The organism is Bradyrhizobium sp. IAR9 (assembly GCF_013408065.1).
Lineage (GTDB): Bacteria > Pseudomonadota > Alphaproteobacteria > Rhizobiales > Xanthobacteraceae > Bradyrhizobium.
In genome coordinates this window covers 160991-186472 of the sequence record NZ_JACBZW010000008.1, presented here as the reverse complement: position 1 = coordinate 186472, position 25482 = coordinate 160991, and the positions used below count along the sequence as shown (strand labels likewise).

The window sequence follows — 25482 nt, the reverse complement described above, 5'->3', positions numbered from 1 at the left end:
ATCCTCCTTGGGGTGACGCTTTCGAGCTAGTAGACGACGACTGAACGGATGGATTTGCCCTCGTGCATGAGGTCGAAGCCCTTGTTGATCTCTTCGAGCTTGAGCACGTGGGTGATCATCGGATCGATCTGGATCTTTCCGTTCATGTACCAGTCGACGATCTTCGGCACGTCGGTGCGGCCGCGGGCGCCGCCGAAGGCCGTGCCGCGCCAGTTGCGCCCGGTGACGAGCTGGAACGGGCGGGTGGCGATCTCCTTGCCGGATTCGGCAACGCCAATGATGATCGAGGTGCCCCAGCCGCGATGGCAGGCTTCCAGCGCCTGGCGCATCACCGTGGTGTTGCCGGTGCAATCGAAAGTGTAGTCGGCGCCGCCATCGGTGAGGCCGACGAGGTGCTGGACGATGTCGCCGGTGATCTTCTTGGGGTTGACGAACTCGGTCATGCCGAACCTGCGGCCCCAATCCTCCTTGGAGTCGTTGATGTCGACGCCGATGATCTTGTCGGCGCCGGCCATCTTGGCGCCCTGGATCACGTTGAGGCCGATCCCGCCGAGGCCGAACACGACCACGTTGGAGCCGGGCGTGACCTTCGCGGTGTTGACGACGGCGCCGACGCCGGTGGTGACGCCGCAGCCGATGTAGCAGCTCTTGTCGAAGGGGGCGTCCTCGCGGATCTTGGCGACCGCGATCTCCGGCAGCACGGTGAAGTTCGAGAAGGTCGAGCAGCCCATGTAGTGATAGACCGGCTTGCCCTTGTAGGAAAAGCGGCTGGTGCCGTCGGGCATCACGCCCTTGCCTTGCGTCGCGCGGATCGCGGTGCAGAGATTGGTCTTCTGGCTGAGGCAGCTTTTGCACTGCCGGCATTCCGGCGTGTAGAGCGGGATGACGTGGTCACCCGGTTTCACCGAGGTCACGCCAGGGCCGATCTCGCGGATGATGCCCGCCCCCTCATGCCCCAGGACCGACGGGAAAATTCCCTCGCTGTCGAAGCCGTCGAGCGTATAGGCGTCGGTATGGCAGATGCCCGTCGCCTTGATCTCGACCAGGACTTCGCCGGCCTTCGGTCCTTCCAGATCGAGCTCGACGATCTCGAGCGGCTTCTTGGCTTCGAAAGCGACGGCGGCACGTGTCTTCATTGGTAGCTCCTCAAATTCTCGCAAGGTGCCAAGAGGTAGTCTCGGCAGCCTCAGCAACGTTCATTTATGGCCCATACAGGCGTCTTCCGCCTTGGTGTAGGCCTCCGTTTTCTCCTCCTTCTTGGAGGGACGCTGCCGGCCCCATGCTTCGGTGGAGCGGGCGCGCAGATAGACGTACAGATCGTCCATGTAGCAGGCGACGTTCGGATTATCGCCGAAGGCGGGCATGACGTTCTCCTGCGCGGTCGAGATGTTCTTGCGACCGGAGGCGACAACGCCGAGGAAGTCGCCATAGCTCATGGACTTGACGGAATCCTTGAGCGCCGGCGCGTAGGTGGAGCCCATGCCGTCAGGCCCATGGCAGACGTGGCAGTCGGAGTGATAGCGGCGGTATCCGGAATAGGTGAACCAGTCCACGGTGCCGTCGGAAATCTTGTAGGTCGGAGTGCCTTCCTTATCGAGCCACTTTCCGTCGTCTTCCTTCTTCACGGCGGTCGGATCGCCCGGACCGTCCGCGACCGCAATTCCTCCGGACGCAACCAAGATCATCGCAGCAATGACAGAGCAGATTTTACGCAAGAGATTCATCCTCGAAGGAGCCCGGGGGAGACGAGCCGGCGCGTGGATTTGATTCCACGCGCCGGAGCGATGCTGATGGGCCTAGTTCGGCAGCGCGAACACGGTCAGCGTACCGCCGAGTGCCGTGTAGTTGCTGAGAGCCGCGTAGCCACCGACCGCGCCGAGACCTGCGGTCGGATCGGTCAGGCCTGCCGCCAGACCGATGCCGGCCCAGCCGCCGACGCCGGAGAGCACTGCGACATACTGCTTGCCGCCGTTCTCATAGGTGGTGACGTTGCCGATGATGCCGGAGGGAGTCTTGAACTTGTAGAGCTCCTTGCCGGACTTGGCGTCGACCGCCTTCAGGTAGCCTTCGAGCGTGCCGTAGAACACCACGCCGCCGGCGGTTGCGAGTGCACCCGACCAGACCGAGAACTGCTCCTTGTTCGACCAGACGATCTTGCCGGTCTTGCCGTCCCAGGCGATGAAGTTGCCCATGTGGGTTTCACCCGCCGGCGGATACATCGAGAGCGTCGCACCCACATAGGGCTGGCCCGCGGTGTAGCTCACCTTGAACGGCTCGTAGTCCATGCAGACGTGGTTGGTCGGAACGTAGAACAACTGCGTGTCCGGCGAGTAGGCTGCCGGCTGCTCGTCCTTGGTGCCGAGCGCGGCCGGGCAGATGCCCTTCACGTTGACGTCCTCGCCCGCCTTGTCGGTCGAAGCTGCGTCCAGCACCTTCGGACGGCCGTAGGTCGGCGAGTTCTTGTCCATGTCGACGCCGGAGGTCCAGTTCACCTTCGGATCGTACTTTTCGGCGACCAGGAGTTCGCCGTTGGTGCGGTCCATGGTGTAGGCTAGGCCGTTACGGTCGAAATGCGTCAGCAGCTTGCGCGGCTGGCCGTTGATCGACTGGTCCGAGAGGATCATCTCGTTGACGCCGTCATAGTCCCATTCGTCGTGGGGCGTCATTTGATAGACCCACTTGGCGACGCCGGTATCCGGGTTGCGCGCCCAGATCGTCATCGACCATTTGTTGTCGCCGGGACGCTGCTTCGGATTCCAGGTCGAGGGGTTGCCCGATCCGTAGTAGACGAGGTTCAGCTCGGGATCGTAGGAGATCCAGCCCCAGGTGGCACCGCCGCCGATCTTCCACTGATCGCCTTGCCAGGTCTTCAGGCTGGAATCCTTGCCGATCGGCTTGCCGAGCGCGGTGGTCTTGTCGTCGACCAGGAGCTGGTTGTCCGGTCCTTCCGAATATCCGCGCCATGCCAGCTTGCCGGTCTTGATATCGTAAGCCGACATATGGGCCTGGACGCCGAACTCGCCGCCGGAGATGCCGATCAGCACCTTGTCCTTGACGACCATGGGGGCCGACGTGCCGGTCTCGCCCTTGCTCGGATCGCCATTCTTGGCGGTCCATGCGACTTGACCGGTCTTGACATCGAGCGCGACGAGGGTGGTGTCGGCTTGATGCAGGAAGATCTTGCCGTCGCCGTAGGCCAGGCCGCGGTTGACGGTGTCGCAGCACATCACCGGGATGACGTTCGGATCCTGCTTCGGCTCGTACTTCCAGACGATCTTGTTCTCCTGCGAAAGGTCAATGGCATAGACCTTGTTCGGGAACGGCGTGTGGACGTACATCATGTTGCCGATGATCAGCGGGCCGCCTTCATGGCCGCGCAGCACGCCGGTCGAGAAGGTCCAGGCCACCTGGAGCTTGCCTACGTTCTGTGCGTTGATCTGGTTGAGCTTGGAATAGCGGGTATTGGCGTAGTCGCCGGTCGGCATCACCCAGTCTTTCGGGTTCTGCGACATCTTGACCAGCTCGTCATTGGCTGAGGCGCCCCCGACGGCGAGCGCCGCCGCGGAGCCAAGAAAGGTCGCCAGTAGCACCTTGCGCATAGTTATTCCTCCGTTGGTCTCGTTTATTGTTTCCGAAGCAATACTGATTCACCGGGCTTCTCGTCCGGCGTCTGCTCGTGCAGGGCGGTCACGATTGGGACCAGAAACGATGCTGTGCTGTTTCCTCCTCCTGATGAGAGCCACGGGTCCACGTGCAGGAGCGGCCCGTTCTTGTTGTTCCTGCCGCAATCCCTAACGACTTCGTCATCGGGAAACTTGCCCAAGAGAGAAGGCGGTTTGCTTGATAGCGCACGGACGCGAAGATTTTGATTTTGCAGTAGCGAATTCAGCGGCTTCCGCATCGCTTTGACAGTGCCTTCAACGCTCAGGTTCCCCTTGACGGCGCTGCAACTAAGGCGGAGGATTAAGTTTCAAGGGTGGCAATGGAACGATGGCGCTCGTGCCAAAAGACCGCTCAAATTCGAGGTAAACGTCACGCAATCACGGCTGAGGGCTCCGGCAGCGCTGGTTGCGATTCGCGTCTCTCCGGATCAAACCAGTGGCTGGATTAATGTCCGACACCATTCACACGCTCTCGACGACCGGCATGACGCCGAAGCGCCAGATCCAAAGCTGGATCGACGGGCTGACGAGTCTGTGTGGGCATTTCGACGTCGATCCGCTGGAGGCGTCCTCGCTCGAGGGCCGCATCGACTACACCAGCGTCTCGCGCCTGAAGCTCTGCCAGATCGAAGTGAGTCAGCATCGCATCGCCCATACGCTGGCGCGCGCCAAGGCCAACGAGCATCCGTACATCAAGATTCACTTCCAGACTTACGGCGTGTCTTATTTCGAACAAGAAGGCCGCCACATCGAAATCAACCCGGGCGACATCATCGCCTATGACGTCTCCTGCCCGCATTCGATCATCAGCCCGGCCTTCACCCGTCACGACGTCGTGATCGTGCCGAAGGCGCTGCTGCGCGATCGCGGATTCCCCTCGCAGCGGATGCCCGCCTGCAAGCTGTCGTCGAAGACAGGGACGGGGCGGATCGCCCATGATTTCGTTCACGCGACTTTCGACGAGGCGGCAAAGCTGTCGGCAAACAGCGCGGTCGGCGTCGCCGATTCGCTGATCGACCTGTTGCTGCTGCCGCTGCGCGAAGCCGACACGATGTTCGACCGTGTCGGGCCCGAAGCGATGTATGTGCGCGCGCAGTTCTTTATCCGCGAGCACCTGCGCGATCCGGATCTTTGCATCGACCAGATCTCGACCGAGCTCGGCTGCTCCAAGCGCTATCTACACATGCTGTTCTCGGAGCGCGGCACCACGGTGAGCGACTACATCTGGCAGGCGCGCCTACAGAACTGCCGCCAGGAGCTCGAGGCCCACGCCGGCAAGACCATCACCGACGTCGCGTTCTCCTGGGGCTTCTCCAGCTCATCGCATTTCAGCCGGGTGTTCCGGAAATATTTCGGCGTGGTGCCGTCCTCGATCCACAAGGCGCAGCAGGCCACCGCGAGTTCGGGCGAGCACTAGGCCGGACGCGAGGGGCTGTCAGCGATTGCGATCCCGCTTACGCCGACGTCGCAATATAGGGAATGCTGACCACGAGAGCGACGAGCAGCACCGCGTTGCCCAACATTCCGCTCCAATGTAGCCTGCGCAACCGACGCGGGGCTTCGGCATCGCCGGCGTCCCTTGCACTGAGCTGGTCGTCCATCCGCCGCATGAACCAGCTGCGCCCCCAGATTGCCAGGGCAGCGATCATGCCGACGCCCATCGCAGCCGCCAGGCGGCCGTCGAGGAGGAAGGCCACCGTTCCAATCACGGTGGCGATGCGCATCACCAGAAAATGGGCGTTGAACATTCCACGCAGCAGCTGGGCGACGGGCTGGATATCGAGCTTCACCAGCAGGAAGGCGGGCGATGCCAGCGTGAAATAGCCCATCGGAAAGAGCAGGATGACCATGACGGCGACAGCGACTCCATCCGGTGTCATGCAATCGGCCTTTCCCGTTCCGCCCCGATGAAGGCTCTCGGCGGTGGCGCACAATCATAGCGTGAAATTGCGCTTCCGACACTAGGCTTTGGTCGGAAGCCGGCCCGGGAAGGACGGCGGGCGCGTTGCGCCGCGCCTCGATCCTCAAGCCGGCTCGAGGCCGAGAGACTTCGCGCTCTCGATCCAGATCGGCAGTTCGCGCTGATACAGGGCGTTGCTCTCCTTGAAGCCGATTGCGGGTTCGAGCACGAAGGTCGCGAGGACTTCCTTCACTTTCGGATCGTTGTTGGCGGCAACGCACAGCTCAGCCAGGCGGTCGACGACCGCTTGCGGCGTCGCCTTCGGCACGGCCCAGCCCGAGAAGCCGCTCACGGTGAAGAATTTCGAGGTCGCGCCCTGCTCCGGGAGGGTCTTGATAGCAGGGATCGCATCGACCTTCTTCGAATGCACCGCGAACACGGTGCCGCGGTCGCTTTGCAGGACCGACTGGGCCGCCGTGTAGCTGCCCATCGCGGCATCCAGCGTGCCTTCGAGCATCCCCGTCCACATCGGGGCCTCGCCGCGGTAATGGACCGGCTCGATGGACAGGCCATACTGCTTGTTGAGCTCGTTGATCGTCATGTGCGGGGCCGAGCCGGCGCTATAGGTGCCGAAGTTCACCTTGCCGCTCTTGCGTGCGAACGCGACGAAATCCTCCAGCGTCTTGACCCCGGTCTTGGGGTTCGCGACCAGCAACAGGCCGGCACCCGGAATGACGCTGACGAGCGCCAAATCCTTGTCCATGTCGTAGCCGGGATTCTTCATCACCACCCGGTTCATGATGTAGGTGGTCGAGATCGAGCACAGCATGGTGTGGCCGTCGGGCTCGGCGCGGGCGACTTCGGCGGTGCCGATCGCGCCGGAGGCGCCGGGCTTGTTCTCGACGACGACAGTCTTGCCGACCTGCTTGGAGATGAACTCACCATAGGCGCGCGCGAGCAGGTCGGTCTGCCCGCCGGCGGGATAGCTGCAAATCATGCGAATCTGCCGCGACGGCCACGCGGCTTGCGCCGAGGCGTTGCGCATGACGAAGGGCATCGCAAGTGCGGTGGTACCGGCGGCGACGAAGTGGCGGCGATCGAATTTGGCGGACATGATTCCCTCCTGATTTTGGCCGAACCTACTGCATCAGGCTGGCGCCGCCATGGCCGGCGAGCGAGACAGATTGGCGCATTCGACACAGCGGCGAGGTGCCCATTCGCGCCTCACCCGGGGGGCGACCGCGCCTTACGCATGATGCGCAGCCACACGATCTCGGTCAGGGCCACGGCAATCAGGCCAAAGCTGCCGCCGATCAGCACGTTGACGATGCGCTCCTCCGCGATGCCGCTGGCGCCGCCGGCAAAGGAGGCCGCCAGCGCGATGAAGAAGCAGCGCAGGCCGAAGCCGAGGATGTAGCGGGAAAACGAGATCAGCGTGAGGGTCGCCGCCAGCACCGCGAGCGCGTAGCCGACGCGGCTCTGCGGCAATACGATGCCGGCGAGGAAGCCCAGCGGCACGCCGACGAAGGCGCCGATCGTACGCTGCTTCAGCTTGTCGGTGGACGTCGAGAGATCGCCGACCACGACGCTCGCGGCCGACCACATCACCCATTGCCCCTGCGCAAGGTTCAGGATCTCGACCAGCGCCGCCGCCGCGAACACCGCCATGGCGGTTGCCAGCGCGGGCAGAAACCATTCGGCCGCGGGCGGTCCGAACGAGGTTGCGGCATCGCCTTGCCCTCGCTGGTCGTAAATCCGGATGCCGCAGACCAGTGCCAGCGCGATCGGCGAGGAGGCGACGATCACGCCGGCATGGCGCAGCGCTTCGGCGGTGCTCACGCCCTCCCGCACCTCGCAGGCGAGATAGACGGCGGGGATGAATACCCAGTTGCCCAGCGTGCGGAAATGCTCGCCATAGCGGGTCCCTGCCACCGCCAGAAAACCGGCAAGCGCCGTCAGCACCGCGAATAGCGGCTTGATCGGGGCTGCCAGGAAGAGTGCGGCAAAGGTCACGAGGATGGCGAGGTAGTGCCAGACGATGACTTTCGGCGGAAAGTGCTGCCTGAGCGCGGGAATGAGCAACGAGACCGCGACCAGCCCGAGATTGAGCAGCGCCGTTTCGCGCGCGATGAAATAGGCGGCCACCATCGGTCCGACGACAATCAGCGCGCGCAGCAGCTCGGCGGTTTTGATTTCGCGGGAGAGCAGGTCGCGCAGGTTGGTGGCGGACGGGCTGATGGGCGAATTCACGGATCACCAAAGGGGCGAATGAAAAAGCCAAGCATAGCACGGAATGATGCAGAACTTTGCGTAGGGCTCGACGGCCTTGCCGCACCCTCGCTGTCATCGCCCGCCTTGTGCGCAATTGCGCACTGGGGCGGGCGATCCAGTACTCCGTGACGGTTGTGATTGACCCGTTGGGCCGCGGCGTACTGGATGCCCGCCTTCGCGGGGCATGACAGCGGAGCGCGCGGAGGTGCTGCCGCTCGCCGCGACCAGCTCTACCGCTGAATGATCTTCATCCAGACATCGCCCAGAATCGCAGGCTCGCGCGGTGGCAGATAGGTGAGCCCGGCCTGCTTGCCGAGTTCTGCGATCCTGCCTTCGGCCGCGAGCCCCGTCAGCGCCTTGTTGACGGCGTCGATCAGCGCGCCATCGCTGCCCAGTCCGACATAGCCGCGATTGGCGCCGATCGGATAATAGTAGCCCGACGCGGTGATCGCCGTGTCCGGATGCGCGGCGCGATGGGCGTCGAAGCGGCCGAGGTCGATCAGCGTCGCGTCATGGTCGCCGCGCTGGAGTGCGCCCAGCAGATCGTCGCGGCCGGGGACGAGATGGGTGATGTTGTCGATCAGCCGCCCCTTGTCGAAGGTCATCAGGATGGCATCGCCGAGCGAGCCGCTTTCGATGACGAGACGAAGGCCGGCGAGATCGCCGATGTCGCCGATCTTGCGGCCGCTTGCCTTCGGCCCGAGCACGACCGTCATCGGTGAATAGACGTAAGGCTGGCTCGGCGCGAGCACGCCGAGTGCGACGCGGCGCCGCCGATCGTCGCGCGTGGCCCCGGCGAAGTCAGGCAAGCGCGCCGTCTTCATCCCGGGGGCGACGAGCGAATCCTTCGTCAGCGCGTAGCCGCCGACGAGCGAGCAGCGGCCATCCGAGAGCAACGCATTGGCCTCGAGCTGGGGACTCGAATCCTCGTCCAGCTTGCTCTCGAACCACTGGATCGTCAGCTTCCGTCCGAGCCGCTCCGCCATCGCCTGCGCCAGCAGCACGTCGAAGCCGGCATCCGGCTTGCCGCGGTGGTGCATCGAGAACGGCGGCCGGTCCTCGTCGAGACAGATCTTCAGGGGATCGTCGGCCGCAAGGGCGACCGACGCCATCGTCGAAAGGAGGGCCGCAATGCTCCATGCAGCACGCCGGCCCCTCATGGCTTCCTCCGGCTGGAGATGAAGGCCCAGAGGGAGCCGATCTCCTCGTCGTTGAGGATATCGCCCCACGGCGGCATCTTGTTGTTCTTGCCGTTCTTCACTGTGGTGACGAAGCGCGTCTTGTCGTCGGGGATGGCACGCAGGTCCGGCGTGATCGTGCCGGAGTTCATCAGATTGGGGCCGTGGCAGTGCGAGCATTTCGAAGCATAGGTCGACTTGCCGTGGTCGATCTGTGCCTGCATGGGATTGCCGGTTGCGTCGTCCGCGGCGCGAACGGTCGCCGCAAGCGCGACCGTCAGCCCCGCGACGGCGGCGAGGACCGCCGCCGTCTTGTGAGATGGTTTTCTCAGCATCATGCCGTGGATTACTGCTTGACCGCAAAGACCCACAGCGAGCCGCCGGGCGGCACGTTGGCAAGCCGCTCGTCGCCCGAGAACAGCGAGTAGACGCCGCCATAGCCGCTGGTCACCGCGACATACTGCACGCCATCCTGCTGCCAGGTCACCGGCTGGCCCTCGATGCCGGACCCGGTCTGGAACTGCCAGAGCTTCTTGCCGGTGTCCGCATCGAAGGCCTCGAACTCGCCGGTCAGGGCACCCGAGAACACGACGCCGCCGGCGGTCGACAGCACGCCCGAGAAGCGTGGAATGTCGCTCGGCGCTTCCCATTTCGACTTGCCGGTCATGGGATCGATCGCCTTGAGATGACCGCGCGGCCCATCGCCGTACTCCCAGAGATCGGTCAGGTCCATCCCGAGATACCATTCACCCTGCTTGAAGGTGACGGGCTCAGTCTTGTACCTGCCGCCGAAGGCGAGCGTGTTGGCATAGGCAAGGCCGGTCTGCGGGTTGAAGGACATCGGCTCCCAGTTCTTGCCGCCGAGGATCGACGGATAGACCGTGACCTTCTTGCCCTCGCGCGCGTCCTTCGACACGTCGGTCTCGATCGGACGTCCCGTCTTCATGTCGATGCCGGTTGCCCAGTTGACCTTCACGTAAGGGTTGGCCGCGAGCAGCTTGCCGTTGGTGCGGTCGAGCACGTAGAAGAAGCCGTTGCGGTTGGCGTCCATCAGCACCTTGGTCGGCTTGCCCTCGACATTCATGTCGGCGAGGACCATCTCGGCCACGCTGTCATAGTCGAACGGATTGTTCGGCGAGAACTGGTAGTGCCACTTGATCTTGCCGGTCTTGGGATCCATCGCCAGCACCGAGCAGGTGTAGAGATTATCGCCGGGACGCACCGCCGAGTTGAACGGTCCGGGATTGCCGATGCCCCAATAGATCGTGTTCAGCTCGGGGTCATAAGACCCCGTGATCCAGGTCGAGCCGCCGCCGAGCTTCCAGGTATCGCCCTTCCAGGTATCGCCGCCGGGCTCTTCCGGCGAGGGGATCGAATGGGTGCGCCACAGATGCTTGCCCGTCGCAGGATCCCAGCCGTCGATGAATCCCCTGGTGCCGAACTCGGCGCCGGAGATGCCGGTGATGACGACGCCGTCGGCGACCAGCGGCGCCACCGTCATCGAATAGCCTTCCTTGATGTCGGCCGCCTTCTGCCGCCACAGCTCCTTGCCGTTCTTGGCGTCGAGCGCGATCACGTTGGCGTCGAGCGTGGTGCGAAACACCTTGCCGTCATAGAGCGCCGCACCGCGGTTGATGATGCCGCAACAGACGATGCGCGGCGTCTCGGCGGGATATTCGACCTTGGTCTTCCAGATCTGCTTGCCGGTCTTGGCGTCGACCGCCATGGTCGCGTTGTGCGAGGTCACGTAGATCACGCCCTGGTACACCAGCGGCTGCGATTCCTCGCTGCGATCGTCGTTGAACGAGTAATTCCAGACCGGGACGAGGTTCTTGACGCTGTCCTTGTTGATCTGGTTCAGCGTCGAGAAGCGCTGCAGATTGTAGCCCATCCCGTAATTGAGAACGTTCGATGTATCGGTCGCGCCCTTGACCAGTTGCTCGGTGGTCTGTGCGCTTGCACAAGTCGATGCAAGCATGACGAGGCTCGCGGCCATCGCAAAGCGTTTCATCCGTTCCTCCCAATATGCGCGCCTTTTGACGCTGCGGGAGCAACACTCCGTCGGAAACCAAAACGCGTCAATACGAAAGTCATAAGTGTCGTGTCGATATCGTTGAACAGGCGCCGGTCACCTTACGGAAACCTGACGGCAACCGAGTCCCACTTGTGCGGAGACGCTGAAAAATCCCGCGACGCGACGCAGCTCCGGGCGTCGGTCGTTCGGGGGCGCAAGCCGGGTTCCCCTGGGTTGTCGCGCGCGCAAGTTGCAGTTACGGACTTGAACCTGGGACTGCTTGTGGATTTATTTCGTTGTGTCCCGCCCGAACCGGGGCTCTTCATCTGGGAGGTCTTGATGATTTCGCGTCGCTCAGTTGCGCTTGCACTCACCATTGCATTGTTGTCCGGTCCGGCGTGGTCGGCCTCCGGCAGCGCGGTCAAGTTGTTCGACACCGACAATGACGGCACGCTCGATCTTGCCGAGGTGAAGAAGGCGGCCGCCGCAACGTTCGCAAAGCTCGATCCCGATCATGACGGCACGCTCGACGCGCGCGAATTGCGCGGGCGGTTGACGGCGAAAGAGCTTGCCGCGGCCGATCCCGATCGCGACGGGACCCTGACGCTCGACGAATATCTCGCCGTGGTCGAGCAGCGCTTCAACGCGGCCAATCCCGACAAGGACGGAACGCTGGATGCGAAGGAGCTGAATTCGCGCGCTGGCCGGTCGCTGCTGCGATTGTTGCGGTGAACGGTAAATCGGAACAGACGAGGGGACGTTTGCGGGCATTTCCGCTCCGACACTCGGAACATCAGGCTGTTCGGCCTGTTCTCTTCGCGAGTCCTGCTCGGCGCCGGGGCAGCGCGGCGGGAGAAGAGGAGATGCAGATGAACACGAAACGTTCCATTCTTACTGCCTGCGCGATCCTGGCGTTGAGCGCCGGCGTCGCCGTCGCCGGCCCGTGCAACACGGGCAGCGCCAGCACTGACAAGGATGCCGGTTCTGGTCCCGTGACGGTGGGCGCAGCGCAGTCGCACTCGTCCAGTTCAGCGGGCGACACCAGCCAGCATCCGCCGACCAGCACGATGAATCGTGCAAGTGGCGAAACGCCGGCTTCATCCGAAGATGCGCAGCGGCAGATGCAGAGCCAGCCGACGGCGGCTCAGCGCGCCGAAGGTGCCAAGCCGGACGCCGCAATGGCCGACAAGGGCTGCTGACGGCGACGGTGCCATTCGTGTCGATTCGACGTGCGGTGCGTCGCACAAGACGGTGTCCCGCAGGTCGTGTTTGACCAAGAGGGAACTGGCTTTGTCCGAGAGAGAAATGCAGCCGCGAAGAATCGACACGGACGCGCTCGGCAGGCGAATCGAGGCTTGAACTGCACCTAACGCAGCCCTAGGTTTTGCGCCGCGCGATGTCGCGCTCAATACCTTGGGGAGACCCCGAATGGCTTGGAAAGCTCCGAAGATCGTGGAAGTGCCGGTCGGCATGGAAATCAACATGTACGCCTGCGCTGCGCGCAAGTAAGACTGACGACCTGCCGCGGCTTCGACGGTGAACGCCGTCGAAGCCGTGGCAGTGTCGGATCTCAGGCCTGGCATCGTTGTGCTCTGCGTCTTGCCATCGACGCGATGACACGCCTGCGCAGGCTTCAATCATCTTCCATCAAAATCTCGACCACGCTCTTGCTGCAGTGTGTTACGCTGATGGCCGGTCAGCGCTGCTGCCGCATCAAAGCGGCGCGCGCCTTCGGGGCATGGGGATGCGCGGCGGAGCTCGCAGATTTCTGATGGTGCTTGCCTGCGCGGTCGCGCTGACACCGACGCATGGGCACGCCGAGGAGGGCTTCGATACCGAGCACATCTTCGGCTTCATGATCGGCACCGATGTTGGCAATCCCGGCGAGCGCGAATTCCAGAGCCAGACGACGGGGCGCTTCGGCAAGGGCGGCGGGACCTATCGCGCTCTTGAGAAAGAGGTCGAGATCGAGATCGTGCCGCTGCCGAACTTCCGCATCGAGGTCGGCGCCGCCGCCAGCTTGCACGACATCACCGGTGTCCCTGATATCGACGACCGCCGCCAGATCAACTTCCAGGGCGCCTCGCTCGACCTGCGTTATCGCCTGCTCAACCGCGAGCACGCCCCGTTCGGACTCACCATCGCCGCCGAGCTGCATGGCGACCGCATCGACGAGACCAGCGGCGCGAAGGGGCGGATGTACGGCACCGAATTCACCCTCGCTTTCGACCGCGAGCTCATCCCCAACTTCGCCATTGGCGCCCTCAACCTGATCTATCAACCGGAATGGGCGCGCTTCGAGGTGGCGGGGCAGTCGGAGAAGAGTTCGACGATCGGTGCGGCGTTCGCCGGCCTGGTGCGTGTGCGGCCCAACATGCTGCTCGGCGGCGAGCTGCGCTACTTCCGGCAATACGAAGGCATCGGCCTCGGCGAGTTTTCAGGCCAGGCCCTGTTCGTCGGCCCGACCGCTTATTTCCAGCTCTCCGAGCGCTCGCGGCTGACCTTGAGCTGGAGCATGCAGGCCTGGGGGCGCCCGGCCGGATCGGGCGGCAATCTCGACCTCGTCAATTTTGAACGCCACCAGGCCCGGATGGTGTTCGGGGTTAATTTTTAGCAGAGAGCGTCGTCATGCCCGGGCTTTGCTTTGCCCGGGAGCACGGGAAGAGCCCAGTTCCGGCCCCATTTCTCGCCCGGATCTGAAACTTCCGCTTCCGTGGAACGTAACCTTTCGTGCTAATCTTGACCGCCCCTTGCGAGAGGATCCCGGCATGAACCCGATTGACTTGGTGGTGACTGTGTGTGCGGTGCTCTCGCCTGCGACCTGCGAGGAACAGCATCTGATGTTCAACTATGGCGGGTCGCCGCGGCAATGCGCGATGGCCGCGCCCCCCTATATCGCGCAATGGGTCGGCGACCATCCGAAGTGGCAGGCGGTGCGGTGGCGCTGCGAATATCCGCACCCGAACGACAAGGCGTAAGGCGTCTCGCTACTTGCTGCAGTCTTTCAGATCCTTGTCGGCGATCGAGAACACCGCGTCCGCCCTGATCTCGATGTCGCGAACGACGCATTGCCGCGCATTGGGATAGCTGACCTTGGCGTCGTAGCGGCCCGGCTCGACGCCGGTGATGCGCAGCCGCTCGTCGTGGTCGACCTCCTTGTCCTTGTCGTTCAAGCACTGGTTCGGGCCCCAGTCGGTCTTGCCGGCGGGTGAGAGCTGGAATCCGGAGATCGTCTCCGTCGTCAGGTTCCAGAGCCTTATGCCCTTGCCCTTGGCCTGCGCGGCGGCTTCGCCGGCAAGCGTCAACGACGCGATCAAAGCTAGAACCCAACGCATCAGCCAGTCCTCCCAAAGGCGGGCCATCATTCCCTGATCAGGCGCTCGCGGTTCTTTGCCTTGTCGAAATTTTTGGCGCGGTCAAGGCCGTTCAGTGCGATCAGCTTCGCCGAGACGAGATCGGCGCCGTCGAAATCGGCGTCGATGACGATGGCGCCCGTCAGATCGGCTCCGCCGAGTTGGGCGTTTTTCAGTGATGCGCCGCTCAGATCGGCGCCCCTGAGGACTGCGAATTCGAGGTCGACGCGCGACAAATCGGCGTTGCGCGCGTTCAGCCGTTCCAGATTGGCGGATCTCAGCACCGCGCGCATCAGCCCCATCGACTGGTTGCGCATATCGGCGCCCAGATTCGCGTCCGCGATCGAAGCGCCGACCAGGCTTGCGCCGGTGAGATCGGCAGCGATGCGCGCTCCTGACAGGTTCGCGCCGTCGAGACGCGCGCGGGCCATTTGCGAGGCGAACAGATTGGCGCCCTTCAGGCTTGCGCCGGTAAGATCCGCATCCAGCAGCCACGCCTGATCGAGGATTGCACGGTCAAGCCTGGCGTCTCGGAGTATTGTCTTGTTGAGCCGCGCGGCGCGGAAGACCGCGTTGGACAGGTCCAGCCCCGAGAGATCGAGGCCCGACAGGCGTTTGCCGGTGAAATCGGCAGGCTGCGCGGCGCTCGCTTTGGCCAGCACGGCCTCGACCTCTGGCCTGGTCATTTCGGACGAGACCATCGCGGGGGAGGTGAGGTCGACGTCGCGCATCATGTCCTGCGCGCCCGCCGTCATCGTGACGAGTGCAAGACCAAGCGTTGCCAGCGTTGAGAGGGCGACCGTCCGCGTCATCATCGACTCCGCCGCCGGCCCAGTCTAGCACGTCCGCCAGGCGACCGGCTATGAGACATCTCGCTCAGTGCGGTCGCCTTGAGTTCGTTGGGCGAGGCCGGCCTTGATCGCCGCAATCTCGGCTTCGCCGCGTCTGTCGCGCGGGATGCCGATAGGCACCTCGGCCACGATCCGCGCTGGCCGCGGCGACAGGAAGAACAGCCGGTCGCCGAGGCGCACTGCATCGTCCAGGCTGTGTGTCACCAAAAGCGTCATCACCGGACGGCTGGCCACCAGCGTCGCGATCTCGCCGCGCAAGCGGCCGGCGAGCGCATCGTCGAGCGAGGCGAGGGGCTCGTCGAGCACCAACAGATCGGGCTCGACTGCGAAAGCGCGCGCGAGCGCGACGCGCCGGGCAAGACCGAGCGACAACTCGCCGGGAAAGTGGCTTCGATGCGCTTCCAGCTCCAGAATCCTGAACAGCTCCGACAGCTTCGCCTCGGTCACGTTGGGCGCCGCCAGCCGCACATTCTGCTCGACCGAACGCCACGGCAACAGCCGCGGCTCCTGGAACACCATCCCGATCCGCGCCTGCGGCGGACGCGCAACGTGGCCCCTGAAATCGCTATCGAGCCCGAGGATGATGCGCAGCATCGTGCTCTTGCCGCAGCCGGACGGGCCGATCAGCACGCCGACCTCGCCGGGGCAAAGCGCGAATTTGAGCGGCGCCAGTACCTCGTGCGTTCCGCCCGCGGCACTCCTGAACGTCTTGCCTGTGATCTCGACCTCAAGCCGCACGGGGCCGCCACCTGTTTGCACGAGCTTCGAACGGCTGCACCAGCAAGGTTTCGATCACTAGCACGACCGCGGCGAATGTCAGCGAATAGGCCAGCAGCCGCGGCGTATCGAACAGCTGGAAGGCGACGCCGATCTCGAAGCCGACGCCGTTCGGACGGCCCAAGAGCTCGGCGACCAGCACGATCTTCCACACCAGCGACAGTCCGGAGCGGGCGGCGGCGGCGATATAGGGCGCAAGCTGCGGCAGCACGACATGGCGGAACGCGCGCCAGCGCGGCATCGCGAACACGCTCGCCATCTCGTCCAGCGAGCGGTCGAGCGCCCGGGTGCCCTCGCGCAAGGTGACGACTGCGGTCGGCAGCTTGTTGATGGCGATCGCCGCGATCGCGGCAGCTTCGGTGAGACCGGCCCAGATATAGGCCAGCACGATCACGACCAGCGCCGGCAAATTGAGCAGCAGGATCAGCCAGGGATCGCCGAGCTTATCCGCAAGCCTGACCCGCCCCATCAGGTAGCCGATGGCGCTGCCGAGCGACATCGCCAGCACGAAGGCGAGGGTGACGCGCGCCAGCGTGGCGCCGAGATGCAGGAACAGCGCGCCGGATGAGGCTTCCGCGATCATCACCTCGAGCACGGCCGGCGGGGAGGGCAGCTTCGCGCCGCCGACGAACAGCGCGGCAATCCACCAGATCGCGAGAAACAGGGCGAACGACAGAAGACGCAGCACCTCAATCTCCGGGGACCGCGTGATAGAACGTGCCCGGATCGAGCTCGGCCGCCGGGCCGACGAGGTCGCGGCCGCCGATCTCGGCCAGCACGCGGTAGAGCACGCGCGCGTCTTTCTCCTCGTCGTCGATGCTCCGGCGCGGAATGCCGTCGCGATAGCGGTCGCGATAGGTCTTCAGCATGGCTGCGTCGGACGTGCCGGTGAGCGGCGCGATCTTGTCCCAGGCCGCATCCGATGTCACCAGCAGCTCCTTGGCCTTGCGCGTCATCGTGATGAAGCGCGCCACGGCGTCGCGATGGCTCGCCGCCCAATTCTCGTCGAAGACATAGCCGACCGCGGAGACCGCGCCTTTGGCACCGAGCTTCGGCAGAATGTCCTCGATGCCGGCGAGGCGGCGAAATCCCTTGGCCTCGAGCTGGGCACAGAAATTCCAGAAATTGAGGCTCGCCTCCATCTCGCCGTCGAGCGCCTTGGCGGCGATCAGGGGCGGGGCGCCGTAGGCGATGGTCGCCTCCGACTTCAGGTCGATGCCGTCCTGCTTCATGCTCGCCTGGAGCAGCAGCCAGCTCTTGTCGATCGCCCCGCCGGCGACCGCGAGCTTGCGCCCCTTCAGGTCGGCGAGCGTCTTGATCGGAGAGGATGCGGGTACCATCACCGCGCCGAGCGCGCTGGAATAGGGATAGAAGGTGAGCTTGGCACCGAGCGCGCGCTCGCGCGACACCCACAGCCAGTCCGACAGGATGATGTCGGCGCTGCCTGCGCGCATCGCGATCTTGCCGGCCTCGGTGCTCGCGAGCTCGGTGACCTCGAGCGAAAGGCCCGCCTCCTTGTCGAGTCCGCTCGCGCGGATCGCGGCCAGCTCCCAGGAGAATGTTCCGGTTTTCTGCACCGCAAGGCGGATCGTATCCGCGGCGCGGCCGGGCGCGGCCAATGTCAGCGCCAGCGTCGTCGCCAGCGCAAATGTCCGACCAAGTGCCCTTATCACGCCAAGTGCTCTCATCACCTTGTGAGCCGTTTCCTCTGACAGAGTGCTTTTCAGGACAATACGCATAGCATAGCTTTGCTCGCAACCCGCGGGAGGATGCGCATGAAACTGGCCGGACAGCTACGACCGATTGTCGCCGCATTGACGGTGTTGGCGGCGACCGCGTGCGTGGCGCGGGCCGAGGAGGCCAATGATTATCCGACGTCGGCGCGCGCGGAGTACGTCTATGGCTGCATGAAGGCCAATGGCGAGAGCCGGCAATCGATCGAGCAATGTTCCTGCTCGATCGATGTGGTCGCCTCGATCGTCACCTATGAGCGCTACGTGACTGCCGAGACCGCGCTCAGCATGTCCCAGGTCCGCGGCAATCTCGGCGTCCAGTTCCGCACCTCCGAGCAGGCGAACACGGCAGTGAACGATTTGCGGCGCGCGCAGGCGGAAGCCGAGGTGAGGTGTTTCTGATGATAGCGGCGATGTCTTACCCTTCCCTGGAGGGGGAGGGTCGATCGCGCGCAGCGCGAGCGGGGTGGGGTGATCTCTCCACTCGGCAGTGTCGGATGTGGAGAGACCGTCACCCCACCCCGTCTCACATTTCGCTGCGCTCCATGTGAGCCGACCCTCCCCCTCCAGGGCAGAGTGATCCGCCTCTCACGTCCCCGGCTTCTCTACATCCCACTCATTCCGGAACACGTGCCCATCCGTGTCCTTTGCTTCCGCGCGGAAACGCTTGGCACCGTTGGAGACGTAGGTGAAGCGCAGATTGGGATCTTCCGAGATCGAGATGCCGCCTTCCATCGATAGCACCGGGCTGTCGTCCTGCGTCAGCTTCAGCTGGTTGACGAAGAAGGCGGGAATGTAGAGCTGCGTGACCTGGTCCATCTGCAGGCCGGAATTGTTGGGATGGCCGATCATGATCTGTGCTTCGCGGATGCGGCTCGCGGGCGCTTCCTCGCGCGCGAATTGCCGGTAGCGCATCTGGCCGAGCCGGTTTTGCGCCTCCTCGGCGTTCTTTCCTGCCGGCGCCGAGCAGCCGCCCGAGGCCTTCACATAGACTTTCGAGACATAGAGCTGGCCGTCGCTGAGCTCGGCCACCGCGTGCACATCGGTGTAATTGTTGACACGCACGCGCGTCGAGATCTCCGTGACATTGGCATCGGAGCCGAGCTCGAACTTAGCGGCCATCGGCGCCGGGTTACGGTCGATCACGAGCGTGATCGAACGGATACGGCGACTGTCTGCGGGTGACAGCTTGCTACGCAGGGTCACCGGCACGATCGCCGCGTCCTCTGCGCGATACGGCATCTCGATGCCGATGACGGCGCTGCCGTCATTCATCGCACGGCTGTTGAAGATGTCCTGCACCAGGCCCGGCCAGGGATCGTCGGCTTCTTCAGCCTGCACTGGTGCGGCGAAGGCGATGCCGAACAGGGCGGCGATCAAGGGCAGGTGGCGTGTCCATCGGGTCATGGTCATGGTCCCCGGAGTCAGCGAGGCTGATCTCCTGCACCCATCGTAGCGCGCCTGCTACTCCCATTCAATTTCCGAAAATGCTGCAGTTGCGTTTCGGGCATTGTAATCGCCGAACAACTCCCAGCGCGGTCGCTCCAGTGCAGCCGCCTTGTCGGCGGCGGCTCGGATCGGCTCGCCATTCTTGTTCAGCGTGCGCACGTCGGACAACAGCGTTGACAGGTAACGCCGCTCATCGGCCAGCGCGGCAGGCCAGTCGCTCACGGGGCCGTGACCGGGAACGACGCGTTGCGCCGGGATGGTCTCCAATTCCTTCAACGCATCGAGCCAGCCGCGGATACTGCCGTCCATGACCGGAATGTGGCGAAGAAAGACGAGGTCGCCTGCGAACAGGGTTTTCGTCGTCTCGTCGTACACGGTCAAATCGCTGTCGCTGTGCCCGGTCCGCCAGGCGCGCAAGGTCAGGCGACGCGACCCGAGATCGAGCGTCATCGTGTCCGAAACCAAGAGGGTCGGGGCAACGATCTTCACGGGATCGATCAATTCGCTGCCCATGATGCGGCGAAAATTGTCGAGATAGTAGGGTCCGCGCGTCGCGAGCGCCTGCGGCAGCTTGCTGTGACCGACGAAGCTGGTGTCTCCGGCGGCGAAGGCCGCGTTGCCGAAGACGTGGTCGGGATGGCCGTGGGTGTTGATGACATAGCGAATCGGCTTGGGCGTGCGGGCCCGCACCGCGGCCAGCAGGGCCTCGCCTTCGCGGAGGCTGCCGCCGGTGTCGATGACGGCTACGGCATCATCGCCCACGATGAAGCCGACATTGGCAATGTCGCCCTCGTTCTCGCGGGTCATCAGGGCAATGGCCCCGGAGTGTACGAAGATTCCCGGTGCGACTTCGCTCACAGGCAATTCGGCCGCCCCGGCCCGTGCTAGCGTTACGATCCCCAGCAGGGACAAGGCTGCGATCACTCGAGCGATGCGAGACACTTTTCCGCCTCAGTTCAAAGGGTTGCTGCATTGCACTGCAACAAAGCAAAGCCAGCGAAGTCTGGCAAAACATGGCGCGTCATGCGTTGCATGGATAGCATTCAAACAAAACGAGGAGGAAGCGCGATGACGGAGGCCGGACGACATCGTCGCTGGTTGTTTTCACTGGGGGTCCTGGTTGCGTCCTGTGCGTTCGGCGATGTCGCCATCGCACAGACCAGCGACAGCGGCGACCTCTCGTTCGAGCTGGTCGACCCGAACGTGCTGCGCGTCTGCGCCGATCCGCGCAATCTGCCGTTCTCGAACGAGAAGGGCGAGGGGTTCGAGAACAAGCTGGCCGAGCTGTTGGCAGACAAGCTCAAGAAGAAGCTCGACTACGTCTTCTTCCCGCAGGCCACCGGCTTCGTTCGGATGACGCTGGGCGCGCATCGCTGCGACGTCATCATGGGCTTTCCGCAAGGTGATGACGTCGTGCAGGGCACCAATCCCTATTACCGCACGTCGTACGCGCTGGTCGCCAAGGCCGGCAGCGGGCTCGAGGACGTCGATACGCTCGAGGATCCGAAGCTGAAGGGCAAGCATGTCGGCATCGTCGCCGGAACGCCGCCGGCGACCAACATGGCCATCGCCGGCCTGATGAGCGATGCAAAGCCCTATCCGCTGATGATCGACACGCGCTACGACAATTCGGCGCAAGCGATGGTCGACGACCTCGCCGCCGGCAAGATCGACGCCGGGGTGCTGTGGGGACCCATGGCCGGCTACTACGCGAAGAAGGTCGGCTCGCTTCACGTAACGCCGCTGGTGAAGGAAACCACGGGGCCGAAGCTGGTCTATCGCATCGGCATGGGCGTGCGTCCCGCCGACCAAAACTGGAAGCGACAGCTCAACAAGTTGATCCAGGAGAACCAGGGCGAGATCAACAAGATCCTGGTCGACTTCGGTATACCGCTGCTCGACGAGAGCGATCGGCCGCTCAGCGCGGAGGCGGCCAAGAAGTCGCCATGAGGCGGCGTCTTGCCGCTGCGCTCGTCGTTGCCGCGTTGGCGGTGCCGGCATCCGCGCAGCAGCAGGAGCCGTTCGAGCCCGAGGGTTATCGCGCCGACAATTATCGCGCACCGGTGCCGGCGACGCTCGCCGGCGCGCGCGTGCTTAACACGGTGGAAGCCGAAGCGATCTGGCGCGCCAGGAGCGGTGCGTTCGTCGACGTGCTGCCGCGCCCGCCGAAGCCGAAGAACCTTCCAGCAGGCACGGTGTGGCGCGATGCGCCGCGCAAGAACATTCCGGGCAGCATCTGGCTGCCGGATACCGGCTACGGCAGTTTGCCGCCGGCCATGGACGATTATCTCCAGCGCGGCCTCGCACAGGCCTCGCGTGGCGACAAGGCCGCGCTGCTGGTGATCTATTGCCTCGCCGACTGCTGGATGTCCTGGAACGCCGCCAAGCGCGCGCAGGCGTATGGCTACACCAACATCGCCTGGTACCCTGACGGCACCGACGGCTGGGAGCGCGCCAAGTTGCCGACGGAAGAGGTGCAGCCGGAGCCGCGGCCGGAGCAGTAGACGAGTGAACGCAGGTCTGCTCCCTCGCCCCGCTTGCGGGGAGAGAGTTGGGGTGAGGGGGACTCTCCTCCGGGACGGTGAGAGTTGGACTCGCGGAGACTCCCCCTCCGCAAGCGGGGAGAGGCGAAGCGCCTACTGCTTCTGCAGCTTCGTCAGCGTGCCCGTGCCGTTGTTCTCGGTTGCAGAATAGTTCACCCTGTCGCCGGCATGAACGGCCTCCAGCATCGCGGCGTCCTTGGTTTTGTACTCCTGGAGCGCGCCGGCGCCGCCAGCGCTGCCACCGACGGTGCCCTTCTGCGTCTGCTGGATCGAGATCGTGCCGTTGAGCCGGTCGATCCGCATGACCATTCCGGTCATGTCGTCAGCAAGAGCGCTGGTTGCGAGCATGCTGAGGGCCGCAGCGCCCGCACAGATGAATCTTGTGGTTCCCATCGAGGCCTCCCGACGTCTTGGAGTTCACTTCGACAAGCCATCCTAGATCGATTTGGTTCCGGCAGATAGCAGGGCAAAGGTTAACCGGGCCGATCCGGGAACCTGTCGTGGGCGCCAGCGAGGCGGGCGCTATTCCATTTCCTGCTGGATCACGCGGCCAAGTGCGAACAGGCGCTGGTCGATCGTGGTTGGAACCTCGCAGACGAATCGCACGACCTTGTGACGGTCCTCGAAAATGCGGGTCTTCCAGATCAGTTCGTTGCCGAGCGCCTCGACCTTGGCCTCGTCGCGCGGCGTCGCGCCCTGCAGCGCATGAAGGGCGATCGTCTCCTCGCGAATCTTGTCGGCGGCTTCGCGCTGCTTGCGGCTGACGCGTTCGAGCCCGGCCATCACCTGGGAGCGCTGGGCATTGAGCGTGTCGAACAGGCCGGCGAACAGGAGCTTTGCCTTCGCGGTCTTGTCGGTGGCGGAGGCGGCCAGAAATTCCTTCACGGACTTTTCGGCCTCATCGAGCGGCGTTTTGCGCGCCGATAGTTTTGCGACCAGCGCGCTGACCTTGGCGTCGTCTTTCCATGTGTTCTGGACGTCGTCGAGCGCCGGGCCCGCCCAGACGGCGGCAAGCGAAATCTCCGGCACCTTGGCTTGCGTGCAGGGCCAGTCGGGATAGCGCGGATCGGCCGCGCGCGCGGCCGTGCCCGACAGCGCCAGCGCCACAACAGCCATTGCCAGAACCTTCATCCTTCGCCTCCTGCGGGCCCCCGTCGCGCCAGCCCACGCGAGGGATCATAGGCCAGAATTGCGCCGATCATGAAGACGATTGTGCAAGCCGCGACCACTGCCAGCGAGACCCAGTTGATTTGCCCGTAGAGTGCAAAGCGTATCAGCTCGACCGCATGGGTGAACGGATTGGCCTCGCAGAGATAGTACAGATAAGGGCTGCCCTCCTGCACTCGCCACAGCGGATAGAGCGCGGACGAGGCGAAGAACATCGGGAAAATGACAAAATTCATCACCCCGGCGAAGTTCTCGAGTTGCTTGATGCCGGAGGAGATCAGCATGCCGAGCGAGCCCAGCATCAGCCCGGACAGGATCAGCGCCGGCAGCACGGTGAGATAGCCTGACGACGGCGGAGTGATGTCCCAGAACCAGGCGATCAGCAGGAACGCATAGACCTGGAGCAGCGACACCGCGGTGCCCGCCAGCAGCTTGCAGAACAGCAGGAACCCGCGCGGCAGCGGGCTCACCAGCAGCGTGCGCATGTTGCCCATCTCGCGGTCGTAGACCATCGAGAGCGAGGACTGCATGCCGTTGAAGAGCTGGATCATCGCCATCAGCCCGGGCGCGATATAGACCTCGTAGAGGATGTAGGTCTCGTAGGGCGGGATGATGGAGATGCCGAGCACCTGACGGAAGCCGGCGGCGAAGATGAACAGCCACACCAGCGGCCGCACCAGCGCCGAGACGAAGCGTTCGCGCTGATGCAGGAAGCGCAACCCCTCGCGCCAGACGATTCCGGTGAGGCAGGTCAGGTACTGCTGGACCGAGAAGCCGCGCGGCACCTCGCGCGTGGTGATGCTGCTCATGCGCCGCCTCCCGGCATGGTTTGCGCGCCGGTCAGGCGCATGAAGGCGGTGTTGACGTCCTGCGCGCCTGCCTCGGTGACGACGCGGTTCATCGGCCCCTGCGCCAGCACCTTGCCCTGGTGCAGCACCACGAGGGCGTCACTGGGCATGATCTCGTCGAACAGATGCGTGGCCCAGAGCACGCCGATGCCTTGCTCCGTCACGAGCTGGCGGACCTGGCTGATGATGTCGGCGCGCGCCTTGACGTCGAGGCCGACGGTCGGCTCGTCCAGCAACAGCAGCCGCGGCCGGTGCAGCAGCGCCCGGGCGATTTCCAGCCGCCGCATCTGTCCGCCGGAGAGATCGCGCACCTTGCTGCCGGCGCGGTCAGCGAGCCCGATGCGGCCGAGCAGCTCGGTGCTGCGTGCGGCGGCTTCGCTCCGGCTGATGCCGTGGAGCGCGGCGTGATAGAGCAGGTTCTGCGTCAGCGACAGGTCGAGATCGAGCGTGCGTGGCTGGAACACGACGCCGAGTAGCCGCAGCGCTTCGCCGGGGCTTTTGCTGATGTCGTGGCCGAAAATGCCGACCCGGCCGCTCTGGATGCCGAACAGGCGCGTGATCAGCGAGAACAGCGTGCTCTTTCCGGCGCCGTTGAGGCCGAGCAGGGCGGTGAAGCTCGCCGGCTGCACGTTGAAGGAGACGTCGATCAACGCCCGGCGCGGCCCATAGGCATGGCTGACGCCGTCGATCGACAACGCCGGCACCGCGGCCGGATCCGGCTTGGACGCCTCCTGTGGCTCGGGAATCGGAGCGGGGCTGGTCATGGCGCGATCGTGATGCCCCAGGGCAGTTCGCCCACCTGAATCGTCTTGATCACCTTTTGCGCGGCGACGTCGATGACGGAGACGTCGTTCGACACGCCGTTGGTGGTGAGCAGGTATTTTTCATCGGGCGTGAACGCCATATGCCAGACCCGCTGACCGACCAGCAGATATTTCGTGACGTTGCGCGAGGCGACGTCGACGACGGCGATGCGATTGGCGGGGCCGAGCGCGACGAAGGCGGTCTTGTCGTCCTTGGTCATGCCGATGCCGACCGGCTGGATCGCCTCTTTCCGCAGGCCCGGGATCTCGAAATTGACCTTGCCGATCACCTCGTGCTTTTTCGGGTCGATCACCGAGACGGTGCCGCCGATCTCGGAGGAGACCCACACTTCGGAAGCGTCGTGCTTGAACTCGGCAAAGCGCGGCCGCGCATCGACCAGCACGTTGGCGACGATCTGGCGCGACGCCGTGTCGATGAAGTGCGCCATGTTGGTCGTTTCCGACGTGTTGATCAGCGTCTTGCCGTCGGGGCTGATGGTCATGCCCTCGGGCTCGACGCCGACCTGGATGTCGCCGAGCCGGGCGCGCTTCTCGAGGTCGATCACGGTCACCGTGTTGTCGTTCTCGTTGGCGACATAGAGGATCTTGCCGGCCGCATCCTGGGCGAACAATTCCGGGTCGGGTCCGGAGGGCAGGCTGTCCACCACGGCTTGCGTCTTGGCGTCGATCACCTGGATGGTGTCGTCGTCGCCGACGGCGACCATCACGAACTTGCCGTCGCGCGTGAAGTCGATGCCGCGCGGGCGCTGGCCGACCTTGATGGTCTTGGTCACGGTCCAGCTCTCGGTGTCGATCACCGTCACCGTATTGCTCTTCTCGTTTGAGACATAGGCGATGAATGCATGGGCGGGCGCTGCCGCGAGCGCCAATCCGGACAGGAGCCCCACACCCCACATGCGCAACATTTGCGTT

General features: G+C 64.2%; 30 protein-coding genes. 9 read left to right on the top strand and 21 right to left on the bottom strand.

All coding sequences use genetic code 11. The annotated features are described in order from the left end of the window. Positions 1-26 precede the first annotated feature (26 nt). The 3 genes from GGD67_RS22145 to xoxF5 form a co-directional block, all read right to left on the bottom strand. A complete protein-coding gene (locus GGD67_RS22145; RefSeq protein WP_018320736.1) occupies positions 27-1136 on the bottom strand; it encodes an S-(hydroxymethyl)glutathione dehydrogenase/class III alcohol dehydrogenase in 1110 nt (369 codons plus the stop codon). A gap of 60 nt (positions 1137-1196) precedes the next feature. Continuing rightward, positions 1197-1685: a c-type cytochrome, methanol metabolism-related gene (locus GGD67_RS22140; RefSeq protein WP_018320735.1), complete on the bottom strand. Its 489-nt coding sequence runs from the start codon at positions 1683-1685 to the stop codon at positions 1197-1199. Between the two features lie 111 nt (positions 1686-1796). Beyond that, the gene (gene xoxF5 / locus GGD67_RS22135; RefSeq protein WP_018320734.1) at positions 1797-3599 is read right to left on the bottom strand and encodes a lanthanide-dependent methanol dehydrogenase XoxF5; all 1803 of its coding nucleotides are present in this window, start codon (positions 3597-3599) and stop codon (positions 1797-1799) included. A gap of 511 nt (positions 3600-4110) precedes the next feature. On the opposite strand from xoxF5, the gene GGD67_RS22130 reads away from it, so the two are divergent. Further along, positions 4111-5079: a helix-turn-helix domain-containing protein gene (locus GGD67_RS22130; RefSeq protein WP_018320733.1), complete on the top strand. Its 969-nt coding sequence runs from the start codon at positions 4111-4113 to the stop codon at positions 5077-5079. 37 nt (positions 5080-5116) lie between these two features. Here the strand turns inward: GGD67_RS22130 and GGD67_RS22125 are convergent, their stop codons facing one another. The 6 genes from GGD67_RS22125 to GGD67_RS22100 all read right to left on the bottom strand — a co-directional run bounded on the left by GGD67_RS22125 (position 5117) and on the right by GGD67_RS22100 (position 11022). Next, the gene (locus GGD67_RS22125; RefSeq protein WP_179735819.1) at positions 5117-5542 is read right to left on the bottom strand and encodes a hypothetical protein; all 426 of its coding nucleotides are present in this window, start codon (positions 5540-5542) and stop codon (positions 5117-5119) included. A 144-nt stretch (positions 5543-5686) separates the two neighbouring features. Further along, positions 5687-6676 (bottom strand): tripartite tricarboxylate transporter substrate binding protein, encoded by a 990-nt coding sequence (locus GGD67_RS22120; RefSeq protein WP_179735817.1) that lies wholly within the window; start codon positions 6674-6676, stop codon positions 5687-5689. Between the two features lie 110 nt (positions 6677-6786). Next, the gene (locus GGD67_RS22115; RefSeq protein WP_179735815.1) at positions 6787-7812 is read right to left on the bottom strand and encodes an FUSC family protein; all 1026 of its coding nucleotides are present in this window, start codon (positions 7810-7812) and stop codon (positions 6787-6789) included. Positions 7813-8063: 251 nt separating this feature from the next. Further along, positions 8064-8993: a transporter substrate-binding domain-containing protein gene (locus GGD67_RS22110; protein ID WP_179735813.1), complete on the bottom strand. Its 930-nt coding sequence runs from the start codon at positions 8991-8993 to the stop codon at positions 8064-8066. Then, positions 8990-9346, bottom strand: a complete 357-nt coding sequence (locus tag GGD67_RS22105) for a c-type cytochrome (protein WP_091966698.1) — start codon at positions 9344-9346, stop codon at positions 8990-8992. Before GGD67_RS22105 ends, GGD67_RS22110 begins: the two co-directional genes overlap by 4 nt. An 11-nt stretch (positions 9347-9357) precedes the next feature. Further along, positions 9358-11022 (bottom strand): methanol/ethanol family PQQ-dependent dehydrogenase, encoded by a 1665-nt coding sequence (locus tag GGD67_RS22100; RefSeq protein WP_018320727.1) that lies wholly within the window; start codon positions 11020-11022, stop codon positions 9358-9360. Between the two features lie 342 nt (positions 11023-11364). Between GGD67_RS22100 and GGD67_RS22095 the strand changes: the two genes are divergently transcribed. The 5 genes from GGD67_RS22095 to GGD67_RS22075 all read left to right on the top strand — a co-directional run bounded on the left by GGD67_RS22095 (position 11365) and on the right by GGD67_RS22075 (position 14003). Then, entirely contained in the window at positions 11365-11757 is a 393-nt protein-coding gene (locus tag GGD67_RS22095; protein ID WP_179735811.1) for an EF-hand domain-containing protein, read from the top strand. A 131-nt stretch (positions 11758-11888) separates the two neighbouring features. Continuing rightward, positions 11889-12224, top strand: coding sequence for a hypothetical protein (locus tag GGD67_RS22090; protein WP_179735809.1), 336 nt, complete (start codon positions 11889-11891; stop codon positions 12222-12224). A gap of 229 nt (positions 12225-12453) precedes the next feature. Then, entirely contained in the window at positions 12454-12534 is an 81-nt protein-coding gene (gene pqqA / locus GGD67_RS22085; protein ID WP_012029362.1) for a pyrroloquinoline quinone precursor peptide PqqA, read from the top strand. 262 nt (positions 12535-12796) lie between these two features. Then, positions 12797-13639, top strand: coding sequence for a hypothetical protein (locus GGD67_RS22080; RefSeq protein ID WP_179735807.1), 843 nt, complete (start codon positions 12797-12799; stop codon positions 13637-13639). Between the two features lie 154 nt (positions 13640-13793). Further along, a complete protein-coding gene (locus GGD67_RS22075) occupies positions 13794-14003 on the top strand; it encodes a hypothetical protein (RefSeq protein ID WP_018320724.1) in 210 nt (69 codons plus the stop codon). A 9-nt stretch (positions 14004-14012) separates the two neighbouring features. Here GGD67_RS22075 and GGD67_RS22070 read toward each other — a convergent pair whose 3' ends face one another. Genes GGD67_RS22070 through GGD67_RS22050 form a run of 5 tightly spaced genes read right to left on the bottom strand, consistent with a single transcriptional unit; the run spans position 14013 to position 17694 of the window. Further along, on the bottom strand, positions 14013-14360 hold the full coding sequence (locus GGD67_RS22070) for a hypothetical protein (protein ID WP_026202409.1): 348 nt from the start codon (positions 14358-14360) through the stop codon (positions 14013-14015). 26 nt (positions 14361-14386) lie between these two features. After that, positions 14387-15190, bottom strand: a complete 804-nt coding sequence (locus GGD67_RS22065; RefSeq protein WP_177237451.1) for a pentapeptide repeat-containing protein — start codon at positions 15188-15190, stop codon at positions 14387-14389. A gap of 48 nt (positions 15191-15238) precedes the next feature. Then, on the bottom strand, positions 15239-15967 hold the full coding sequence (locus GGD67_RS22060) for an ABC transporter ATP-binding protein (RefSeq protein ID WP_179735805.1): 729 nt from the start codon (positions 15965-15967) through the stop codon (positions 15239-15241). Beyond that, positions 15957-16694: an ABC transporter permease subunit gene (locus tag GGD67_RS22055; RefSeq protein ID WP_179735803.1), complete on the bottom strand. Its 738-nt coding sequence runs from the start codon at positions 16692-16694 to the stop codon at positions 15957-15959. Before GGD67_RS22055 ends, GGD67_RS22060 begins: the two co-directional genes overlap by 11 nt. 1 nt (position 16695) lies before the next feature. After that, positions 16696-17694 carry an ABC transporter substrate-binding protein gene (locus GGD67_RS22050; RefSeq protein WP_179736011.1) on the bottom strand — a complete coding sequence of 333 codons (999 nt, stop codon included), beginning with the start codon at positions 17692-17694 and terminating at the stop codon, positions 16696-16698. Positions 17695-17781: 87 nt separating this feature from the next. Between GGD67_RS22050 and GGD67_RS22045 the strand changes: the two genes are divergently transcribed. After that, the gene (locus GGD67_RS22045; protein WP_026202407.1) at positions 17782-18141 is read left to right on the top strand and encodes a hypothetical protein; all 360 of its coding nucleotides are present in this window, start codon (positions 17782-17784) and stop codon (positions 18139-18141) included. 186 nt (positions 18142-18327) lie between these two features. On the opposite strand, the gene GGD67_RS22040 is transcribed toward GGD67_RS22045, so the two are convergent. Continuing rightward, positions 18328-19146, bottom strand: a complete 819-nt coding sequence (locus tag GGD67_RS22040) for a quinoprotein dehydrogenase-associated SoxYZ-like carrier (RefSeq protein ID WP_177237449.1) — start codon at positions 19144-19146, stop codon at positions 18328-18330. A 57-nt stretch (positions 19147-19203) separates the two neighbouring features. Beyond that, the gene (locus tag GGD67_RS22035; RefSeq protein WP_179735801.1) at positions 19204-20130 is read right to left on the bottom strand and encodes a quinoprotein relay system zinc metallohydrolase 2; all 927 of its coding nucleotides are present in this window, start codon (positions 20128-20130) and stop codon (positions 19204-19206) included. A 126-nt stretch (positions 20131-20256) separates the two neighbouring features. Here GGD67_RS22035 and GGD67_RS22030 point away from each other — a divergent pair, with 126 nt between their 5' ends. Both GGD67_RS22030 and GGD67_RS22025 read left to right on the top strand, forming a co-directional pair. Beyond that, a complete protein-coding gene (locus tag GGD67_RS22030; protein WP_177237448.1) occupies positions 20257-21138 on the top strand; it encodes a substrate-binding domain-containing protein in 882 nt (293 codons plus the stop codon). Continuing rightward, complete coding sequence (locus GGD67_RS22025; RefSeq protein WP_179735799.1) at positions 21135-21692, top strand: PQQ-dependent catabolism-associated CXXCW motif protein; 558 nt, start codon at positions 21135-21137, stop codon at positions 21690-21692. Before GGD67_RS22030 ends, GGD67_RS22025 begins: the two co-directional genes overlap by 4 nt. Before the next feature lie 132 nt (positions 21693-21824). Here the strand turns inward: GGD67_RS22025 and GGD67_RS22020 are convergent, their stop codons facing one another. From GGD67_RS22020 to GGD67_RS22000, 5 genes are all read right to left on the bottom strand, one after another. Continuing rightward, positions 21825-22124 (bottom strand): copper-binding protein, encoded by a 300-nt coding sequence (locus GGD67_RS22020; RefSeq protein ID WP_018320714.1) that lies wholly within the window; start codon positions 22122-22124, stop codon positions 21825-21827. A 129-nt stretch (positions 22125-22253) separates the two neighbouring features. Continuing rightward, on the bottom strand, positions 22254-22862 hold the full coding sequence (locus GGD67_RS22015) for a hypothetical protein (RefSeq protein WP_018320713.1): 609 nt from the start codon (positions 22860-22862) through the stop codon (positions 22254-22256). Then, complete coding sequence (locus tag GGD67_RS22010) at positions 22859-23707, bottom strand: ABC transporter permease (protein WP_179735797.1); 849 nt, start codon at positions 23705-23707, stop codon at positions 22859-22861. Before GGD67_RS22010 ends, GGD67_RS22015 begins: the two co-directional genes overlap by 4 nt. Further along, positions 23704-24510, bottom strand: coding sequence for an ABC transporter ATP-binding protein (locus tag GGD67_RS22005; protein WP_179735795.1), 807 nt, complete (start codon positions 24508-24510; stop codon positions 23704-23706). Before GGD67_RS22005 ends, GGD67_RS22010 begins: the two co-directional genes overlap by 4 nt. Continuing rightward, the gene (locus GGD67_RS22000; protein ID WP_179735793.1) at positions 24507-25475 is read right to left on the bottom strand and encodes a YVTN family beta-propeller repeat protein; all 969 of its coding nucleotides are present in this window, start codon (positions 25473-25475) and stop codon (positions 24507-24509) included. The genes GGD67_RS22005 and GGD67_RS22000 overlap by 4 nt, the downstream gene beginning before the upstream one ends. Positions 25476-25482: the final 7 nt, after the last annotated feature.

Excerpts from the sequence above, each read along its gene's own strand:
- GGD67_RS22145 (WP_018320736.1), bottom strand. The coding sequence starts at position 1,136 with ATGAAGACACGTGCCGCCGTCGCTTTCGAAGCCAAGAAGCCGCTCGAG.
- GGD67_RS22140 (WP_018320735.1), bottom strand. The coding sequence starts at position 1,685 with ATGATCTTGGTTGCGTCCGGAGGAATTGCGGTCGCGGACGGTCCGGGC.
- xoxF5 (WP_018320734.1), bottom strand. The coding sequence starts at position 3,599 with ATGCGCAAGGTGCTACTGGCGACCTTTCTTGGCTCCGCGGCGGCGCTC.
- GGD67_RS22130 (WP_018320733.1), top strand. The coding sequence starts at position 4,111 with ATGTCCGACACCATTCACACGCTCTCGACGACCGGCATGACGCCGAAG.
- GGD67_RS22125 (WP_179735819.1), bottom strand. The coding sequence starts at position 5,542 with ATGACACCGGATGGAGTCGCTGTCGCCGTCATGGTCATCCTGCTCTTT.
- GGD67_RS22120 (WP_179735817.1), bottom strand. The coding sequence starts at position 6,676 with ATGTCCGCCAAATTCGATCGCCGCCACTTCGTCGCCGCCGGTACCACC.
- GGD67_RS22110 (WP_179735813.1), bottom strand. The coding sequence starts at position 8,993 with ATGAGGGGCCGGCGTGCTGCATGGAGCATTGCGGCCCTCCTTTCGACG.
- GGD67_RS22105 (WP_091966698.1), bottom strand. The coding sequence starts at position 9,346 with ATGCTGAGAAAACCATCTCACAAGACGGCGGCGGTCCTCGCCGCCGTC.
- GGD67_RS22100 (WP_018320727.1), bottom strand. The coding sequence starts at position 11,022 with ATGAAACGCTTTGCGATGGCCGCGAGCCTCGTCATGCTTGCATCGACT.
- GGD67_RS22095 (WP_179735811.1), top strand. The coding sequence starts at position 11,365 with ATGATTTCGCGTCGCTCAGTTGCGCTTGCACTCACCATTGCATTGTTG.
- GGD67_RS22090 (WP_179735809.1), top strand. The coding sequence starts at position 11,889 with ATGCAGATGAACACGAAACGTTCCATTCTTACTGCCTGCGCGATCCTG.
- pqqA (WP_012029362.1), top strand. The coding sequence starts at position 12,454 with ATGGCTTGGAAAGCTCCGAAGATCGTGGAAGTGCCGGTCGGCATGGAA.
- GGD67_RS22080 (WP_179735807.1), top strand. The coding sequence starts at position 12,797 with ATGGTGCTTGCCTGCGCGGTCGCGCTGACACCGACGCATGGGCACGCC.
- GGD67_RS22075 (WP_018320724.1), top strand. The coding sequence starts at position 13,794 with ATGAACCCGATTGACTTGGTGGTGACTGTGTGTGCGGTGCTCTCGCCT.
- GGD67_RS22070 (WP_026202409.1), bottom strand. The coding sequence starts at position 14,360 with ATGCGTTGGGTTCTAGCTTTGATCGCGTCGTTGACGCTTGCCGGCGAA.
- GGD67_RS22065 (WP_177237451.1), bottom strand. The coding sequence starts at position 15,190 with ATGACGCGGACGGTCGCCCTCTCAACGCTGGCAACGCTTGGTCTTGCA.
- GGD67_RS22050 (WP_179736011.1), bottom strand. The coding sequence starts at position 17,694 with ATGAGAGCACTTGGCGTGATAAGGGCACTTGGTCGGACATTTGCGCTG.
- GGD67_RS22045 (WP_026202407.1), top strand. The coding sequence starts at position 17,782 with ATGAAACTGGCCGGACAGCTACGACCGATTGTCGCCGCATTGACGGTG.
- GGD67_RS22040 (WP_177237449.1), bottom strand. The coding sequence starts at position 19,146 with ATGACCCGATGGACACGCCACCTGCCCTTGATCGCCGCCCTGTTCGGC.
- GGD67_RS22030 (WP_177237448.1), top strand. The coding sequence starts at position 20,257 with ATGACGGAGGCCGGACGACATCGTCGCTGGTTGTTTTCACTGGGGGTC.
- GGD67_RS22025 (WP_179735799.1), top strand. The coding sequence starts at position 21,135 with ATGAGGCGGCGTCTTGCCGCTGCGCTCGTCGTTGCCGCGTTGGCGGTG.
- GGD67_RS22020 (WP_018320714.1), bottom strand. The coding sequence starts at position 22,124 with ATGGGAACCACAAGATTCATCTGTGCGGGCGCTGCGGCCCTCAGCATG.
- GGD67_RS22015 (WP_018320713.1), bottom strand. The coding sequence starts at position 22,862 with ATGAAGGTTCTGGCAATGGCTGTTGTGGCGCTGGCGCTGTCGGGCACG.
- GGD67_RS22010 (WP_179735797.1), bottom strand. The coding sequence starts at position 23,707 with ATGAGCAGCATCACCACGCGCGAGGTGCCGCGCGGCTTCTCGGTCCAG.
- GGD67_RS22005 (WP_179735795.1), bottom strand. The coding sequence starts at position 24,510 with ATGACCAGCCCCGCTCCGATTCCCGAGCCACAGGAGGCGTCCAAGCCG.
- GGD67_RS22000 (WP_179735793.1), bottom strand. The coding sequence starts at position 25,475 with ATGTTGCGCATGTGGGGTGTGGGGCTCCTGTCCGGATTGGCGCTCGCG.